This window comes from Streptomyces zagrosensis (genome assembly GCF_014203645.1).
GTDB classification, from domain to species: Bacteria; Actinomycetota; Actinomycetes; order Streptomycetales; family Streptomycetaceae; genus Streptomyces; species Streptomyces zagrosensis.
Window position 1 is genome coordinate 246,777 of sequence record NZ_JACHJL010000011.1, and the last position, 15,366, is coordinate 262,142.

Below are 15,366 nucleotides of genomic sequence, written 5' to 3' on the forward strand. Positions count from 1 at the left end.
CACATCATCCGCATCATGGCCGACGATAGAGGAGCGGACAGTACCCGCCGCATGTGAGAGGAGGCGTCCATGGGATCGGTGCGCAAGGCGAGTGCTTGGCTAGGCCTCGTTGACGACGGCGATGATGAGCGCTACTACGACGACGACTACTCCGAGGGACCCGAGCCTGGTGACGGCTGGGTGACCGACCCGCGGGTGCGGGTCACCGACCAGGCTGCGCAGGAGCAGGGCTCCCGCATCGCGACAATCACCCCCGACGGTTTCCGTGATGCCCGCGGCATCGGCGAATTGTTCCGTGAGGGCGTTCCGGTGATCGTGAACCTCACCACGATGGAGCCCGCCGACGCCAAGCGCGTGGTCGATTTCGCGGCCGGACTCACGTTCGGCCTGCGGGGTTCCATCGAGCGGGTCGCCACCCGCGTGTTCCTGCTGACGCCGCCCGACTACCAGATCGTCAGCGGCGATGCGGGCCGCGCGGCGCGCGGCTTCTTCAACCAGAGCTGAACCCGGCGGCGTGCGCGCTTGTCAGCGCACGCCGCCGGGCGACGCCCCGGCGCTGAGGGGTCAGCCCCGCGCTCGTGGGCCTGTCATCGAAACGCGTCGAGTCCGGTGAGCGCCTTCCCCAGCACGAGCTGGTGCATCTCCACGGTGCCCTCATAGGTGAGCACGGACTCCAAATTCGTGGCGTGCCGCATCACCGGATACTCCAGCGAGATGCCGTTCGCGCCAAGGATGGTCCGGGCCGTACGGCAGATTTCGATCGCCTCTCGTACGTTGTTGAGCTTGCCGAAGCTGATCTGCTCGGCCCGCAGCCGCCCGGCGTCCATTCGGCGGCCGAGATGGTGCGCCAGGAGCACCCCCTTGTGCAGCTCCACCGCCATGTCGGCCAGCTTGGCCTGGGTGAGCTGGAAGCCGCCGATGGGCTTGCCGAACTGCTCGCGGGTCTTGGCGTAGTCCAAGGCGGCGTGGAAAGAGGAGCGCGCGGCACCCATCGAGCCCCAGACGATGCCGTACCGCGCATGGCTGAGGCAGCTCAGTGGCCCGCGCAGACCAGTGACCTCCGGCAGTACGGCATCGGCCGGCAGCCGCACCTGGTCGAGGACGAGTTCGCTGGTGACCGATGCACGCAAGGACCACTTGTGGTGGATCTCGGGGGCGGAGAAACCCGGGGAGCTCGTTGGTACGACGAAGCCGCGGATGCCCTCGTCGGTCTGAGCCCATACGACGGCCACGGCGGCCACCGAACCATTGGTGATCCACATCTTGCGCCCGGTCAGCACCCAGTCCGTACCTTCCCGCTTCGCGGTGGTGCGCATGCCCGCGGGGTCGGAGCCGTGGTCGGGCTCGGTCAGGCCGAAGCAGCCGATCGCCTCGCCCGCGGCCATCGAAGGCAGCCAGCGCTGCTTTTGCTCTTCGGAGCCGTACCGATGGATGGCGTACATGGCCAGCGAGCCCTGAACCGAGACCAGCGAGCGGATGCCGGAGTCGGCGGCCTCAAGCTCCAAGCAGGCCAGGCCGTACTGGACGGAGCTGGCGCCGGCGCAGCCGTAGCCGTCGAGCGACATGCCAAGGGCACCGATCGCACCCAGTTCCCTGGCCAGTGCGCGGATGTCGGGGATCTCGCCCCGCTCGTACCAGTCGGCGATGTGCGGCAGGACCCGGTCAGCGGCCCACTGCCGGACGGTGTCTCGCACCGCCAATTCCTCGGGATCGAGGAGGTCGTCGATGCCCAGTGGGTCGGTCGGATCGAACGGCGGCAAGGTGCGCGCGGACATGAAAACAGCCTCCGGCTCGGGTGCGGGTCTGTGTCCGGGTCCGGCGGCCAGGGCCCGTACCGCCTCGGCGACCGGGGTGATCATCCCGTCACATCTGACGCTACTTCCGGGTAAGAGATGGCGTCCAGCCCCCGCGGCCACCGATACTGCGGCCCCGCCGGTCACCGGGGCGCGGCGCCCCAACGCGGTGGTGGGGGCAGCGGTGGATGAGCGACACGTCAGCGGCGGGCCGGTGCAGTGGCACGGGACCGAGCCAGCTCGCGGGCCGGCGGTACGGAGGCAGGGCCCGATGTCGGGCCTGAGGTAGCGGCCGAGTCGGCGGCGGATGGGGCGGATGCAGGGTCGGCGGCGGGCTGGCGCTCACGCGCCGCCCTGGCCGAGCCGTCATCCGCCGGCTCGGCCAGGGACAGGACGGCTACCTCGACTCCCTTTGCACCCGGCGCGCCCGCTACGCCCTCCGCACCGTCCGCATCCTCCGCACCGTCCATGGTGCGCGGCAGGCGCAGCGCGGCGGCGGCACCGAGCAGCAGCAGCACGGCGCTGACCACGAGCGTGCTGTGCAGGCCACTGACGAAGGAGGCACGGGCGCTCTCGCGCAGCGCCTCACCCGCGGGCCCGCCGAGCCGGTCGGAGACCTCGTACGCCTCGCCGAGCGAGTGGCTTGCGGCCTGAGCTGACGCGTCCGGCACACCGGGGGTGGCGGCGACACGCGGCCCATAGGCGGCGTTCATGACGCTGCCGAGCAGGGCTATGCCAAGCCCGGCACCGAGTTGGTAGGAGGTCTCGCCGATCGCGGCGGCCCCGCCCGCGCACTTCGCCGGTGCCTCGCTGAGCATCGACTCGTACGCCCCGAACAGGGTCATCTCCAATCCGAAGCCCAGCAGCACGAACCCGATGATGAGCACGGCCGGCTGGTCGTGCTGGCCCATCAAGGTCAGCACCAAAACGGCGCCCGCGGTGATGAGGAAGCCCAGCGCAACCATGGTGCGCGGGCCGAGCCGATGCAGCAGCCGGGAGCCCACGAGCCCGGCGGCCATGGCCGCGAAGGTCAGCGGCAGCAGTCGCAGCCCGGTCTGCAACGGGGTGAGCCCGAGGACCAGTTGCAGATACTGGGCGGCTATCAGCTCAAGCCCGACGAGGGCGAGCATGGCCAGCACGATGCAGCCCACCGAGGTGCCGAACGCGGGTCGGCCGAACATCGCCAGGTCCACCAGCGGGCGCACGCGCCGTCGCTGGCGGCGGACGAACAGCACCAGGAACGTCCCGCCGAGCAGCGTCGGGCACAGGGTGCCCAACTCCATAAGGCCCTGGCCGTTGCCGAGCCGCTTGACTGCGAGCACCGCGCCGAACAGGCCGAATGCTGCCATCAGCGCGCCGAGCACGTCCCAGGGCCCATCGCGGTCCCCGGTGGACTCGGGCAGCACCCAACGGCCTACTGGCAGGGCGACGGCCATCAGGGGAATGTTGATCAGAAAGACCGAGCCCCACCAGAAGTGTTCCAGGAGGAAGCCGCCGAGCAGTGGCCCGGCCGCCGCGCCGACTGCGGCGACCGCACTCCACACGCCGATGGCAACCGCGCGCTCGCGACGGTCGGGGAAGACCTGACGAAGGATCGACAGCGTGGCGGGCATGATCATCGCGCCGCCGACGCCCAGCAGGGCGCGGGCGACGATCAGCACCTGCGGCGTGGTCGCGACGGCCGCCAGTGCGGAGGCCAGACCGAAGAGCCCGTAGCCAAGGAGCAGCACGCGGCGGCGGCCGACCCGATCGCCGAGGGTGCCGAAGAGGATCAGCAGCGACGCGCACACCAGTGGATAGACGTCCACGATCCACAGCAGTTCCATCGAGCCGGGGCGCAGGTCCTCGCTGACGGCAGGGACCGCGACATGCAGCACGGTCGCGTCCACGGCGACCAGCAGCAGGCTCACACACAGCACAACGAGCACGAGCCACCGGCTCGCTCCGCCATCCGCGTCCTGCCACCGCGCACGGTCGCGCCAGTACCGGGAACCGCCCGCTGACCGTCGAGCGCCGGCCGTGGTCGTCCCAGTCATAGAGGTACCTCCCTGTGGTGCGCTCGCGGCGCGGGGCCTACACCGGGAACATGTGGCCTACATGACGCCCAGAGGGCAGTCCGGTGGCCTGGCAGCGTGGGCGAGTGAGACGTCAGCGTACGCGAGTCATCGCGAGGGGCTTATGTCTACCTCTGCTGGCGACTCTTGCCCCATTTCCCCCCAGCACCCGCCTGACCTGCGGTGCACCCCCCGGCCAGCAAAAGCGGGAGGGGTTCCGCTTCCGCCCGCGCGCTTGCTGTAGGCCGGCAGCCGGGTTCGCCGGCCTGCCCGATGGCCGAGGCCGTGACCGGGTCGCGTGCGCGGCCTGATCAGGTCAGCCGCGAAACACCGCCCCAAACGATCATCACGCCACCGTCCCGGCCCACCGGCCCGCGGCAACCGGCCGGGAAACAACGGGGAACATCACGGCCAATCAACGATAAACGGAGGCGCGCTAATAGAATAAACGGGTTCTGGGTGATCCCCGTGAGAAGCATCATCGAAATAGACAAGGTCTCATCGCATTCCGTGAAATCGTGAACGGCAAAGCTAAGAACGAGACCCTCTCCACATCACATCGTCATCACAAAGAGACGTGATCGACCGAAGTCACCTGTGACGCAATGTAATGTCGATTGAGTGCGTACCGATGACAAGCTTCCTCAGGCGGAGGAGCACCCGGCCAAACTCGCGCGACCGCGTATGACGCGGACGCGCGGCTGGCTGCTGGGGTCCACTCTCGCGGTCTACGTGGCCACGGTGGTCGGCGTGCTCACCACCTCTTGGCTGGTGAAGCTCGACTGGCAGGTCATGTTGTTCCGGCCGTACAAGCAGTGGCCGGAATTCCACACCTTCCTGGACTACTTCGTCGTGCTCGGCCAGCGCGGGCCCACGGCCGTCGCGGTGACCGTCTGGCTCGGCTGGTGCTGCTGGGCACAGCGCACTCCCCGTCCGCTGCTGCTGCTCGGCACCTCGCTGTTGCTGCTCAACGCGACCGTGGGCGCAGCCAAGCTGGGGATGGGCCGCCTTGGGCCGCACTACGCGACCATGGTCGGCTCGAACGAGATGTGGGGCGACGGCGATATATTTCCCTCCGGCCACACCGCGAACGCCGTGGTCACCTGGGGAGTGCTGGCCTATTTGGCTACCACGCCGCAGGCCCGCAGGATCGCGTCGCTGATCGCCGCCGTGGTCACCCTCGGCGTGGGCATGACGACGGTCTACCTCGGGACGCACTGGGTCAGTGATGTACTCCTCGGCTGGGCCGCCGGTCTACTGATCCTGCTGGCGCTGCCGATGTTCGAGGCACCGATGGCCTGGGCGGAGATGATGATGCGGATCGCGTGGGCACGGCTGCGTGCGGGCTCGTTGTTCACTCCGCAGCCGGTGTCCCCGCTGGCCATCCCTGCCTTGGGCACGTCACGGGCCACACTGGAAGAGGAGCCGCACGCTCGCGAGCGCATCCCGCTGGCCGGCCGGGCCGCGCGGGGCTCCGAGAACTGGCCACACCACCCCGCCAGGCCGCATACCGCACGCTCCGAGCGCACCCCGGTCACCCCTGCCGGCAGCCGCCGCCCGCCGCACGCGGAGCGCGCGCGCAGCGCGCCACTGGGGTCAGCCAGCGCGCCGCGCGGCCGTAGCGGCAGCTGAGCCCAGCCTCGCGCAGCCCAGCTCGTCGCAACCAGCGGCAACGGACCTCAGCGCGCGGATGGTGGGCACAACCAACGGTCAGCACAGCAGCAGGCCCCGACGCTCCAGTGGAGCGTCGGGGCCTGCTGGCTCTGTCGCCGGCCTGCGCCGCCGGGGATCAGGCACCCGGCTCAGCCCTTCCAGCAGCGTTCGACGACGCCGCTTTGAACGGTGAAATTCAGTCGGCCGCCCAGGTACTCCATGGTGATGATCGCGCCCGGCGGCAGCGACCTGACGGTGGTCCAGCCACGCTCTCTCGCCCGTCGTTCGGCGGCCTCGCCGTCGAGTCCGACATAGGAATCCAGGTCGTCGGCCGGTTCGGCCGGGGGTTTCGGTAGAGGTGCCATGCCCACCACCGTAGGTGGCCGGACCGGGTGGCGGAAGCCCGGTCCTAGCGGCGGGAGGTCGTCTGCGGGGTCGTCACTGGTCACACTTGGGTCACAGAAAACCCGGCCCAGTTTGCCGTAACCCGTGTCACTCGTAAGGACCCTGCGTTCCCCATCAGAAGGCGTAACGCAGTTTTCTTAAATAACTCACTACCGCGCCGACAAACAGCGTCATTCAACCGCCCGCCGAGAGCCTTGAGTGCGGGAATTCAGCGAGCGCCGGAAATGCATACCGCATCACCTAGGGAGAGCACAATTCCGCCACATTGATCCGGCCGTCTCCACACAGGTTTGGCCATAGCCGTACGCACCGACTTCCGTACTGACGACCACATGACAGACACACCAGACAAGCCCGACAACGATCCGCGCACCGGACTTCGCATAGCCAGTGACGGACGGGACAGAAAGGGGCGAACCCGCACACCGCATGCGTGTCGCAGCGTCACCCACGCGGCGGGTGACGAGCATCATGGCGGGTACCCGCAGCCCGGCATCGCCGACGCCCCAAGGGAGCACGCGTGGGAACGGAGACCGTCCAGCCGGCTGCCGGGCCAGTACGGGAGCGGCGACCTGGCCGCCTCATCGTGGACTGGCTCACCACCACCGACCACAAGAAGATCGGGCATCTTTACCTGATCACCTCGTTCGCGTTCTTCCTGGTCGGCGGGTTACTCGCGCTGGTGATGCGCGCCGAGTTGGCCCGTCCCGGGCTCCAGCTCATCTCCAGCGAGCAGTTCAACCAGGCGTTCACCATGCACGGCACGATCATGCTGCTGCTGTTCGCGACGCCGACGTTCGCGGGCTTCGCCAACGCGATCATGCCGCTACAGATCGGCTCGCCAGACGTCGCCTTCCCCCGCCTGAACATGCTCTCGTACTGGCTGTTTCTCTTCGGTGGAGTCATGGTGCTCGGCGGCTTCCTGGTACCCGGCGGTGCCGCCGACTTCGGCTGGTTCGCCTACGCGCCGCTCAACAGCGCCACCCACTCCCCCGGGATCGGCGCCGACCTGTGGATCATGGGCCTGGCCATGGCGGGCTTCGGCACGATCCTGGGCTCGGTCAACTTTCTGACCACCATCATCGGGATGCGGGCGCCCGGCATGACGATGTTCCGGATGCCGGTTTTCGCCTGGAACGTACTCTTCACCTCGATCCTGGTCCTGATCGCGTTCCCGGTGCTGGCTGCTGCGCTGCTGTGTCTGGAGGCGGACCGGCGCTTTGGATCGATGGTGTTCGAGGCCGAGTACGGCGGGGCGGTGCTGTGGCAGCACCTGTTCTGGTTCTTCGGCCACCCGGAGGTCTACATCATCGCGCTGCCGTTCTTCGGCATCATCACGGAGATCATCCCGGTGTTCTCCCGGAAGCCGATCTTCGGCTACGTGATGCTGATCGGCGCGACGATGGCCATCACCGGCCTGTCGGTGGTCGTCTGGGCGCACCATATGTTCGCCACCGGCGCGGTGTTGCTACCCTTCTTCTCCTTTATGTCCTTTTTGATCGCGGTGCCGACCGGAGTGAAGTTCTTCAACTGGATCGGCACCATGTGGCACGGCTCGATCTCCTTCGAGACACCCATGCTGTGGTCGGTTGGCTTCCTGGTCAGCTTTCTGTTCGGCGGTCTCACCGGCGTCATCCTGGCCTCGCCGCCGCTGGACTTCCACGTCACCGACAGCTACTTCGTGGTGGGCCACTTCCACTATGTGGTCTTCGGCACGGTCGTCTTCGCGATGTTCGCGGGCTTCTACTTCTGGTGGCCCAAGCTCACCGGCAAGATGCTCGACGAGCGACTGGGCCGCCTCCACTTTTGGACCCTCTTCGTGGGCTTCCACGCCACGTTCCTCGTGCACCACTGGTTGGGTGTCGAAGGCATGCCCCGGCGGTACGCGGACTATTTGGCGGCCGATGGCTTCACCGCGCTCAACACCCTGTCCTCCGTCGGCGCCTTCCTGCTCGGCCTGTCCACGCTGCCGTTCCTCTACAACGTTTGGAAGACCGCGAAGTACGGCGCGAAGGTGGCGGTGGACGATCCCTGGGGGTTCGGCCGCTCGCTGGAGTGGGCGACCTCCTGCCCGCCGCCGCGGCACAACTTCGTGACGCTGCCGCGCGTTCGCTCCGAGTCGCCCGCCTTCGATCTGCACCACCCGCAGGTGGCCCGGCTTGAGGAGGCGAGCATCAGCGCAGAGCCCGGTCGAGCCGGTCGCGAATCCGTGTGATGTGCTCGCGCAGCTCAGGCGGTTCGCGTACCTCGAAGTCAAAGCCCATCAAGACGATGTGCAGCGCCAGCACATCGAACGTGTGCGCTCCGGTGTGCAGCAGGCAGGAATGCTCGTCCACGGCCTCAAGCACCCCGGCGGACGGCGAGACCTCCTCTGCGGCCCGCTCGGCCGACACCCGCAGCAGCACCGTGGCACGTTGGGCGTACGCGGCTATCGACACGCCCCGCGACACATAGTCGGCCAGGTCATCGGCCGGCGGCTCCCGATGTGCGAAGCGCGGCCCGTGCGGCGGCTTGGGGGTGATCCGATCGGCCCGGAACGTACGCCAGTCCGCGCGGTCTACATCCCAGGCGACCAGGTACCAGCGCGCCCGAGAGCACACCAGCCGATACGGCTCGGTCGTCCTGCGGCTGACTCCGCCCTGGTGGTCGCGGTAGGCAAAGCGGACCCGCTCGCGATCCCGGCAGGCGTGCGCCAATTCGGACAGGATGCTGGGGTCGATGGCCGGCTGACCTGCCGGGCTGAGCATCGGCACCGTATACGCGTTCAGGGCCGAGATCCGGCGCCGAAGCCGGTCTGGCAGCACCTGCTCCAGCTTGGCCAGCGCCCGCACCGTGCTCTCCTCGATGCCCTGGACGCCACCCGGCGCCGTACGCAGCCCCACGGCGACGGCCACGGCCTCATCGTCGTCGAGCAGCAGCGGCGGCAGGTCGGCACCCGCGCCGAGTTGGTAACCACCCGCTGTGCCGGGCACGGAGTGCACCGGATAGCCGAGCTCGCGCAGCCGGTCGATGTCGCGGCGGACGGTGCGCGGCGTCACTCCGAGGCGCTCCGCGAGGTCGGCACCCGACCAACTTCGCCGCCCACCGGCCGCGCCATGGCGATCGAACGTTGCGAGGCCGCCATGGGTTTGCAGCAGTGACAGTAGGCGCAGCAGTCGGGCCGAGGTTTCCAACATGCGCAGCAGTGTGCCAGCCCTTGCGGACAGCTTCTGTCCGCAAGGGCTGGCATCGTGTCGCATTGGGCTGCTAGCGGTTTCGCGATGCGGGCTCGGCGGGCCTAGGTGAGCTCACCCGTCGCCCGCTCACCACCGGTACCAGCGTGAGCGGTGGCCGGTTGCCGTGGTGGAGCGTACGAAGAAGCCGAGCAGCCAGATGACCAACACGGCGATGGCGATCCACCACAGTATTTTGAGCGCGAAGCCGGCGCCGAACAGCAGCAGTGCGAGCAGTAGAACGAGTAGGACAGGGACCATGGTTCGCACCTCCAAGGCGACCGAGTGCCCCGCGCGGTGCGGTTCATGCCGCAATCTGCCACGGCGGCGGGCCGAAGATCGACGCCGCCGCCTGCGGATGCGCGGGCGCTAGGCCCCCTCGATACGCACCGAGAGATCGTTGTCACCCGTGTAGTACGGGGCAGCCCGCACGCTCCCGCGCGCGGTCGTCACCAACACCGCCGGGTAGGTGAAGATCGGCTTCTTGTCCACGACGTCGTCCAGAATGCGCCCGATGCGCACCTCGTCGGCAGCCGTCTCGGAGCGCCCCGCCCCGCCGTCGGCGTCTTGGCCGTCAGCACTCTCGCTGGCCTGGTCGGCCGTGTCGTCATCGGCCGCGCGGCACAGCCACAGGTCCCATACGTCCTGCCCGCCCTCCCAGCGCGTGACCAGGTCCGCGTAGGCCAGCGCGAAGGTGAAGTCCGCGCCGTCCCCGGTCACCGGGACGGTGTGCGTCACCGATGGGTCACGGTGGAGCCGCGCTCGTACCACCGCGCCTGCCAGCCACGCTGCCGGGCGCTCCACGCGGTACAGGCGCCCCCGGGCGGTCAGCGTGGCGTCGTCCACCCGAATGTCCCCGGCCTCCACATGGGGCCCGCGCAGCCAGCTTCGCAGCGAGAGGTTGCCGTGCTTGGTGGTGTAGGGGATGCGTACGGCCAGCGGTGACAGGCTCGCGCTGGGCTCGCGGTCCACCAGCGAGCGCAGGTCGTTCAGGCCCGGCATCAACCGGCGCGGCTCCTCGTCGGCGCACGCCACGTAGACGTCCCAGCGGCCTTCGGGTAGCGCGACGGTGCTGGGCAACACGGCCCGTACGCGCCGCTCACCAGCCGGGGAAAGAGGCAGCCGCACATCGTCGGTCCCAGGCTCGGCGCCCCGAAGCCTGAGCACCAGCGCCGCGCTCCAGTTGGCGGGGTCGGGCACCGGCAGATCGGCGATGTCAAAGGTGAGCCCGCCCGCGGAGTCGGCGACGCTGTCCGCGCGCGGCGGTGCACTGGCCCCATCGTCGGGCCGGGAGGCGGGGGTGGGCCGTTGTGCAGAGGTGGTCATGCGGCACGTGCCTTTCTGAACGCCAGCCGCCCGACGTCCTTGGTCGCGTACACGCCGCTGAGCAGGGCGCCTCGCGTGCGGTGGAGCGAGCCGCGCAGTCCCCCGCGCGCCGCCAGATCACTAAAGAGCGCTTCGTATCGTCCGGCGATCTGCGAGGGGTCGAAGCGGGCCGAGCCCTCCAGTGCGGCGCGGCCCATGCGCCGCCGCAGCTCGTCGTCGTTGATCAGAGCCAGGAGGGCGGAGGCGATCTCGTTCACGTTGCCGGGGGGCACCAGGCGGCCGTCCACGCCGTCGTCGATGATCTCGCTGGGGCCGTGCGGGCAGTCGGTGGAGACCACCGGCAGGCCACAGCGCATCGCCTCGACGATCGTCATGCCGAACGACTCCAAGCTGGAGGTGACGGCCGCGATCGAGCCCTTGGCCCACTCGGGGTCCAGGGGATTGGCGGGGCCCATGAGGTAGATGTGGTTGTACAGCCCGAGGCGGTCGATCAGCGCCCGCAGCTTGGCCCGCTCCTCGCCACCGCCGTAAATGCGCAGCCGCCAGTCGGGGCGCTGCGCCACGACCTTGGCGAACGCCTTGATCAGCAGGTCGTATCGCTTCACAGGGGCCAGCCGCCCGGCAGCCACGACCCATTTGCCGCTGCCATCGGCCGGAGCGATCCCGGAGGCGGGCACGCTGTTGGGCACCGCTTCGACCCGCACACCGGGCAGCCGCATCTGGCGCCGATAGGAGTGGGCATCGGCCTCGGTCACCGTGGTCACCGCATCCAGGCGCGGGTACAGGCCGCGCAGCGTCTTCTTCAGCGCCCTGGAATGCGTGCTGAGCGTGAGGTGCTCCTGCCCGACCCGTACGATGCCGCGCCGCGCCTCACGGGCGATGTGCGCGTTGATCCCGGGCCGGGTGCCGACCACCACATCCGTCTCCAGGCCGGCCAGGTACTCGCCGATGCGCAGATCGGTCAGCTCGCTGTACTGCTTGTAGCGGCCCTCAGCCTTGGGGAACACGCGTGCGGGCCTGGTGTACCGCGGGTCGGAGCCCTCATAGGTGGGGCTGCCCTTGCGAATGTCCACCAAGTGACGCAACGTCACCTTGGAGCCCGGGTCGAAGACCGGCTCGTTGCGGTGTCGGAAGACGGAGACGACCTCCACCTCGTGCTGCTCCGCCAGGGTGCGGGCAGTGTTGTAGGTGGTACGGATCGTCCCGCCGATCCCGTACGCGTTGTGAATCAGGAATGAGATGTGCATCCGTCCCCGTATCCCACGGTTCATGCGGACGGTACCTCTCGTCCGCCTAGCTTGAGGTTAGACCGTGATAACGGTTGCCGGGTTGACTCCCATCACCATCTTGTTCCCCAAGTGATGTGCAATCGGTAGCAACCCATGGGAACTATCCCAGGCAAGTGATCATCATGGCTGGCGGGCGCGGGTTCGGCGCACCGTACACAAGAGTGCCACCGGGGCGGGTGAGCTGTCGCCGCCCCTCCCGGGCCTGCGCTGCCCCTCCTACCCGTCTCACCCCTTTGCCCACCGTTCGTGCTGGTTGTCCATCGCCTGTACGCGCTGGCGACAGATCATCCGTTCGCCGTCTCAGGGTGCCTGGCCCTGCGCCGCCACGCCACCGGGCCATCCCGCCGCCGGGTCCGCGGCGCCGCCCCAGGGCCGAAATCCGGACGCCCGGGCATGGCCCCCGACCCCCTCGCCCCGCGCGACGGCGGCCCTGCGGCCAGCGGTGGGAGGCGGGCGCCGCTGCGACCGCGTCAAGTAAGCGCTTACATCGACGCTGTTCCGGGCCCTGGGTACGGCGCGATTCCGCTCCCGGGCCCGCGTGACCCTCATCGCTGATCGCCCGTTGAGTTCTTACGAGCCGGGGGATTCACCCGGCGCACTGAGACGAAATCGAGGAGCCACCCGTGCCGCGGATGCTCGACGTCAGCGACGACGTACGCGCCGAGATCGGCGACGATGAAGCCGAACGGCTGCTCGTCGGCGACAACACCCCGGGAAACTACGACTGCACCTCTTGCCGCACCCCCGGCGACGCCGCACAGGAGCCCACCAGCACAGTGCTCTTTGTCGGGGAGGAGACCGCCGTGCTCGCCTTCGCGCACGCCTCCTGCATCCCCTCTCAGGTGGTCACGGTCTCCGAGGAACACTTGCAGGGCGCCGTACGGTCCATCACCGCAGGACAGGACATCGACACGATCCCCAAGGCCGATTCCCGGCAGGCGGTGCTCGGCGTCACCAGCGGGCTGATCCTGCTCGGCGGTGACGTCCACCCCGCGCTCGTCGTCGAGCCGACCGGGCCCATCGTGCGCCCTGGCTCGAACAGCCCCGGCGACGACTTCCTCCCACTCCTCGCCGAGCAAGGCTTCGAGCCGGTCACGGATTTGGAGCAGTTGCCCAAGCGGAACGCCGGTTGGTCGGTCCTGCTCGCCATGGGCCAACTGCACGCGGTGCTCTCCCCCGGCACCGATGGCACCGCCTCCACCGCATGGTGGCAAGCTCACCAGCCACTCCACGTCACCGAGGGCTGGCGGACCGCCGTGAACAAATCGAACACCGTGCTTCTCTACGCGGCCCCGGCCGGGGTCATCGGCCAACAACCGCGCGAGGACCTGCTCCGTGACGCGCTGGAGCGCGCCGCGGCCCGCGGCGCGCTGGTCGCCGCCGCGATGCCCCTCGCGGGCACCTGATGCCCGCGGCGCCCCCGAGGGGCCACCATGCGCAGACGCCCGGCGTCGCCCCGTACGTCTCCTGGCAGCCGACGCCAAGCCGCATTAGCAGCGCGACTGCCGCACCGACTCACCCATACGCCACACGAGCAGCGCATTCACCACCAGTCCCGCATCCGACGAGCGATCAGGTCGTTGGCGCTTACGTGCACACTTACGAGCCCACCCCACGAGACCCGTATCAGTCGTCCATCCCCGGCATGCGACCTTCCCACGAGGGAGCCACCGCTTACGCCCGGCCGCAGCAGCCACCCGTTGCGTCGGCAACGCCCATCTTCGACGCCCTGTACGCGGAGTACCGCAGGTCGTTCCGGGCGCTGCCAGGAGACCGCTCCGGCGAGGAGGACCTGGAATTCACGGCATTCGGCCACCGTGATCAGCGGACCTCATGGGACCGCTCCGGCGGCTGGGAGCGCGCCGGCACCTGGGACGGCGGCAACTGGACGACCACGGGCCGCCATCAGCGCCCCGGCCTACCCGCGCTGCTGCCACCGGGGACCCGCGGCCACCGGCGGCACGGCCTGTAGGGCCGCGGCCTGCGGGGGCTCGACAGTGCGAAAGCGGGCGCCGGACCTGGCTGTGATCAGCCGATCCGGCGCCCGCTGGCGTCCCTGCGTCCGTTGTGCTGTCCCTGCGTCCGCCGATGTCACAGCACAGCGGCGACGGCACGATACAACAACGGCTTGTGGCGCGGCCCCGGGCCACTACTTCCTGCTGCCCCGCTTTTCCCTGACCCGCACCGAGATGTGAATCGGGGTCCCGGCGAAGCTGAACTCTTCGCGCAGCCGACGCTCCACGAAGCGGCGGTAGCCCGCCTCCAGGAAGCCGGAGGCGAAGAGGACGAAGCGCGGGGGCTTGGTGCCCGCCTGGGTGCCGAAGAGGATGCGCGGCTGCTTGCCGCCGCGGACCGGGTGCGGGTGCGAGGCGACGATCTCCCCGAGGAAGGCGTTCAGCCGCCCGGTGGGGACCCGGGTCTCCCAGCCGGCGATGGCCGTCTCGATCGCGGGGACGAGCCGCTCCATGTGCCGTCCGGTGCGCGCGGAGACGTTCACCCGCTGCGCCCACGGAATCTGCACCAGGTCCCGCTCGATCTCCCGCTCCAGGTAGTAGCGGCGTTCCTCGTCGAGCGTGTCCCACTTGTTGTACGCGATGACCAGCGCACGCCCGGCCTCCACGGCCATCGTGATGATCCGCTGGTCCTGCACGCTGATGGACTCGCTCGCGTCGATCAGTACGACCGCGACCTCGGCCTTCTCCAACGCCGCTGCGGTGCGGAGCGAGGCGTAGTAGTCGGCGCCTTCTTGGAGGTGGACGCGGCGGCGGATGCCGGCCGTGTCCACGAATTTCCACGTCTTGCCGCCGAGTTCGATCAGCTCGTCAACCGGGTCCCTGGTGGTCCCCGCCTTCTCGTTGACGACCACCCGGTCCTCGCCAGCGACCTTGTTGAGCAGGGATGACTTGCCGACATTGGGGCGGCCGATGAGCGCGACGCGACGCGGCCCGCCGACGGCGATGCCAAAGGTCTGGGCCGGCGCCTCGGGCAGCGCGTTCAGCGCGGCATCGAGCATGTCGCCGGTGCCGCGGCCGTGCAGCGCGGAGACCGGGTGCGGCTCGCCAAGGCCAAGCGACCACAGGGCTGCGGCGTCCGCCTCGGCCGCCGGGCCGTCCACCTTGTTGGCGCACAGCACGACCGGCTTGCCGGCTCGCCGCAACAGCTTGACCACGGCCTCGTCGGTGTCGGTGGCGCCGACGGTGGAGTCCACGACGAAGACGACCGCGTCGGCGGTCTCCATCGCGAACTCGGCCTGCGCGGCGACCGCCGCATCGAGGCCGAGCACGTCCTGCTCCCAGCCGCCGGTGTCCATGACCTTGAAGCGGCGCCCGGCCCACTCGGCCTCGTAGTTCACCCGGTCCCGGGTCACCCCGGGCCGGTCCTCCACCACGGCCTCCCGACGCCCGAGAATACGGTTCACCAGGGTCGATTTGCCGACATTGGGGCGCCCTACGACGGCGAGCACCGGCAGCGGGCCGTGTCCGGCCGCCGCGATGTCACTGCCCACCTCTTCGGGGTCAAAGCCCTCCTGCGTGGCGAGCTCCATGAACTCCGCGTACTCGGCGTCGCCAAGCTCACCGCGCTCGTCGCCGGTGTGGATCTGGTCGTTCATGAAGTCTGTTCCTCGTCGTCCCTC

13 protein-coding genes are annotated in these 15,366 nt (G+C 69.2%); 5 read left to right on the forward strand and 8 right to left on the reverse strand.

What is annotated here, in order from left to right; translation table 11 throughout:
* Window positions 1–69: 69 nt before the first annotated feature.
* Window positions 70–504, forward strand: coding sequence for a cell division protein SepF (locus tag FHS42_RS21605; RefSeq protein ID WP_184574383.1), 435 nt, complete (start codon window positions 70–72; stop codon window positions 502–504).
* An 83-nt stretch (window positions 505–587) separates the two neighbouring features.
* On the opposite strand, the gene FHS42_RS21610 is transcribed toward FHS42_RS21605, so the two are convergent.
* Window positions 588–1,775, reverse strand: a complete 1,188-nt coding sequence (locus FHS42_RS21610; protein ID WP_184574385.1) for an acyl-CoA dehydrogenase family protein — start codon at window positions 1,773–1,775, stop codon at window positions 588–590.
* A 218-nt stretch (window positions 1,776–1,993) separates the two neighbouring features.
* Complete coding sequence (locus FHS42_RS21615; RefSeq protein ID WP_184574387.1) at window positions 1,994–3,829, reverse strand: MFS transporter; 1,836 nt, start codon at window positions 3,827–3,829, stop codon at window positions 1,994–1,996.
* Window positions 3,830–4,468: 639 nt separating this feature from the next.
* On the opposite strand from FHS42_RS21615, the gene FHS42_RS21620 reads away from it, so the two are divergent.
* Window positions 4,469–5,479 carry a phosphatase PAP2 family protein gene (locus FHS42_RS21620; protein WP_312866976.1) on the forward strand — a complete coding sequence of 337 codons (1,011 nt, stop codon included), beginning with the start codon at window positions 4,469–4,471 and terminating at the stop codon, window positions 5,477–5,479.
* A 170-nt stretch (window positions 5,480–5,649) separates the two neighbouring features.
* Here FHS42_RS21620 and FHS42_RS21625 read toward each other — a convergent pair whose 3' ends face one another.
* Entirely contained in the window at window positions 5,650–5,865 is a 216-nt protein-coding gene (locus FHS42_RS21625) for an I78 family peptidase inhibitor (RefSeq protein WP_184574389.1), read from the reverse strand.
* Window positions 5,866–6,425: 560 nt separating this feature from the next.
* Here FHS42_RS21625 and ctaD point away from each other — a divergent pair.
* On the forward strand, window positions 6,426–8,120 hold the full coding sequence (ctaD, locus tag FHS42_RS21630; protein ID WP_184574391.1) for an aa3-type cytochrome oxidase subunit I: 1,695 nt from the start codon (window positions 6,426–6,428) through the stop codon (window positions 8,118–8,120).
* Here the strand turns inward: ctaD and FHS42_RS21635 are convergent.
* From FHS42_RS21635 to FHS42_RS21650, 4 genes are all read right to left on the reverse strand, one after another.
* Window positions 8,080–9,081, reverse strand: a complete 1,002-nt coding sequence (locus FHS42_RS21635) for a helix-turn-helix transcriptional regulator (RefSeq protein ID WP_184574393.1) — start codon at window positions 9,079–9,081, stop codon at window positions 8,080–8,082. The two genes, ctaD and FHS42_RS21635, sit on opposite strands and share 41 nt — an antisense overlap.
* A gap of 126 nt (window positions 9,082–9,207) precedes the next feature.
* Window positions 9,208–9,378: a hydrophobic protein gene (locus FHS42_RS21640; RefSeq protein WP_184574395.1), complete on the reverse strand. Its 171-nt coding sequence runs from the start codon at window positions 9,376–9,378 to the stop codon at window positions 9,208–9,210.
* A 108-nt stretch (window positions 9,379–9,486) separates the two neighbouring features.
* Entirely contained in the window at window positions 9,487–10,443 is a 957-nt protein-coding gene (locus FHS42_RS21645) for a hypothetical protein (protein WP_184574397.1), read from the reverse strand.
* Window positions 10,440–11,690 carry a glycosyltransferase family 4 protein gene (locus FHS42_RS21650; RefSeq protein WP_184574399.1) on the reverse strand — a complete coding sequence of 417 codons (1,251 nt, stop codon included), beginning with the start codon at window positions 11,688–11,690 and terminating at the stop codon, window positions 10,440–10,442. The genes FHS42_RS21645 and FHS42_RS21650 overlap by 4 nt, the downstream gene beginning before the upstream one ends.
* Window positions 11,691–12,355: 665 nt before the next feature.
* Here FHS42_RS21650 and FHS42_RS21655 point away from each other — a divergent pair.
* A complete protein-coding gene (locus tag FHS42_RS21655) occupies window positions 12,356–13,138 on the forward strand; it encodes a DUF8842 C-terminal domain-containing protein (protein ID WP_512700942.1) in 783 nt (260 codons plus the stop codon).
* A gap of 239 nt (window positions 13,139–13,377) precedes the next feature.
* Entirely contained in the window at window positions 13,378–13,704 is a 327-nt protein-coding gene (locus tag FHS42_RS21660) for a hypothetical protein (RefSeq protein WP_184574401.1), read from the forward strand.
* A 177-nt stretch (window positions 13,705–13,881) separates the two neighbouring features.
* Here FHS42_RS21660 and der read toward each other — a convergent pair whose 3' ends face one another.
* Window positions 13,882–15,342, reverse strand: a complete 1,461-nt coding sequence (gene der / locus FHS42_RS21665; RefSeq protein ID WP_184574403.1) for a ribosome biogenesis GTPase Der — start codon at window positions 15,340–15,342, stop codon at window positions 13,882–13,884.
* Window positions 15,343–15,366: the final 24 nt, after the last annotated feature.

What these genes read in the sequence shown, in the direction of transcription:
- FHS42_RS21605 (WP_184574383.1), top strand. Translation starts at nt 70, where the DNA reads ATGGGATCGGTGCGCAAGGCGAGTGCTTGGCTAGGCCTCGTTGACGAC.
- FHS42_RS21645 (WP_184574397.1), bottom strand. Translation starts at nt 10,443, where the DNA reads ATGACCACCTCTGCACAACGGCCCACCCCCGCCTCCCGGCCCGACGAT.
- FHS42_RS21615 (WP_184574387.1), bottom strand. Translation starts at nt 3,829, where the DNA reads ATGACTGGGACGACCACGGCCGGCGCTCGACGGTCAGCGGGCGGTTCC.
- FHS42_RS21625 (WP_184574389.1), bottom strand. Translation starts at nt 5,865, where the DNA reads ATGGCACCTCTACCGAAACCCCCGGCCGAACCGGCCGACGACCTGGAT.
- FHS42_RS21660 (WP_184574401.1), top strand. Translation starts at nt 13,378, where the DNA reads ATGCGACCTTCCCACGAGGGAGCCACCGCTTACGCCCGGCCGCAGCAG.
- FHS42_RS21640 (WP_184574395.1), bottom strand. Translation starts at nt 9,378, where the DNA reads ATGGTCCCTGTCCTACTCGTTCTACTGCTCGCACTGCTGCTGTTCGGC.
- FHS42_RS21610 (WP_184574385.1), bottom strand. Translation starts at nt 1,775, where the DNA reads ATGTCCGCGCGCACCTTGCCGCCGTTCGATCCGACCGACCCACTGGGC.
- FHS42_RS21635 (WP_184574393.1), bottom strand. Translation starts at nt 9,081, where the DNA reads ATGTTGGAAACCTCGGCCCGACTGCTGCGCCTACTGTCACTGCTGCAA.
- FHS42_RS21650 (WP_184574399.1), bottom strand. Translation starts at nt 11,690, where the DNA reads ATGCACATCTCATTCCTGATTCACAACGCGTACGGGATCGGCGGGACG.
- der (WP_184574403.1), bottom strand. Translation starts at nt 15,342, where the DNA reads ATGAACGACCAGATCCACACCGGCGACGAGCGCGGTGAGCTTGGCGAC.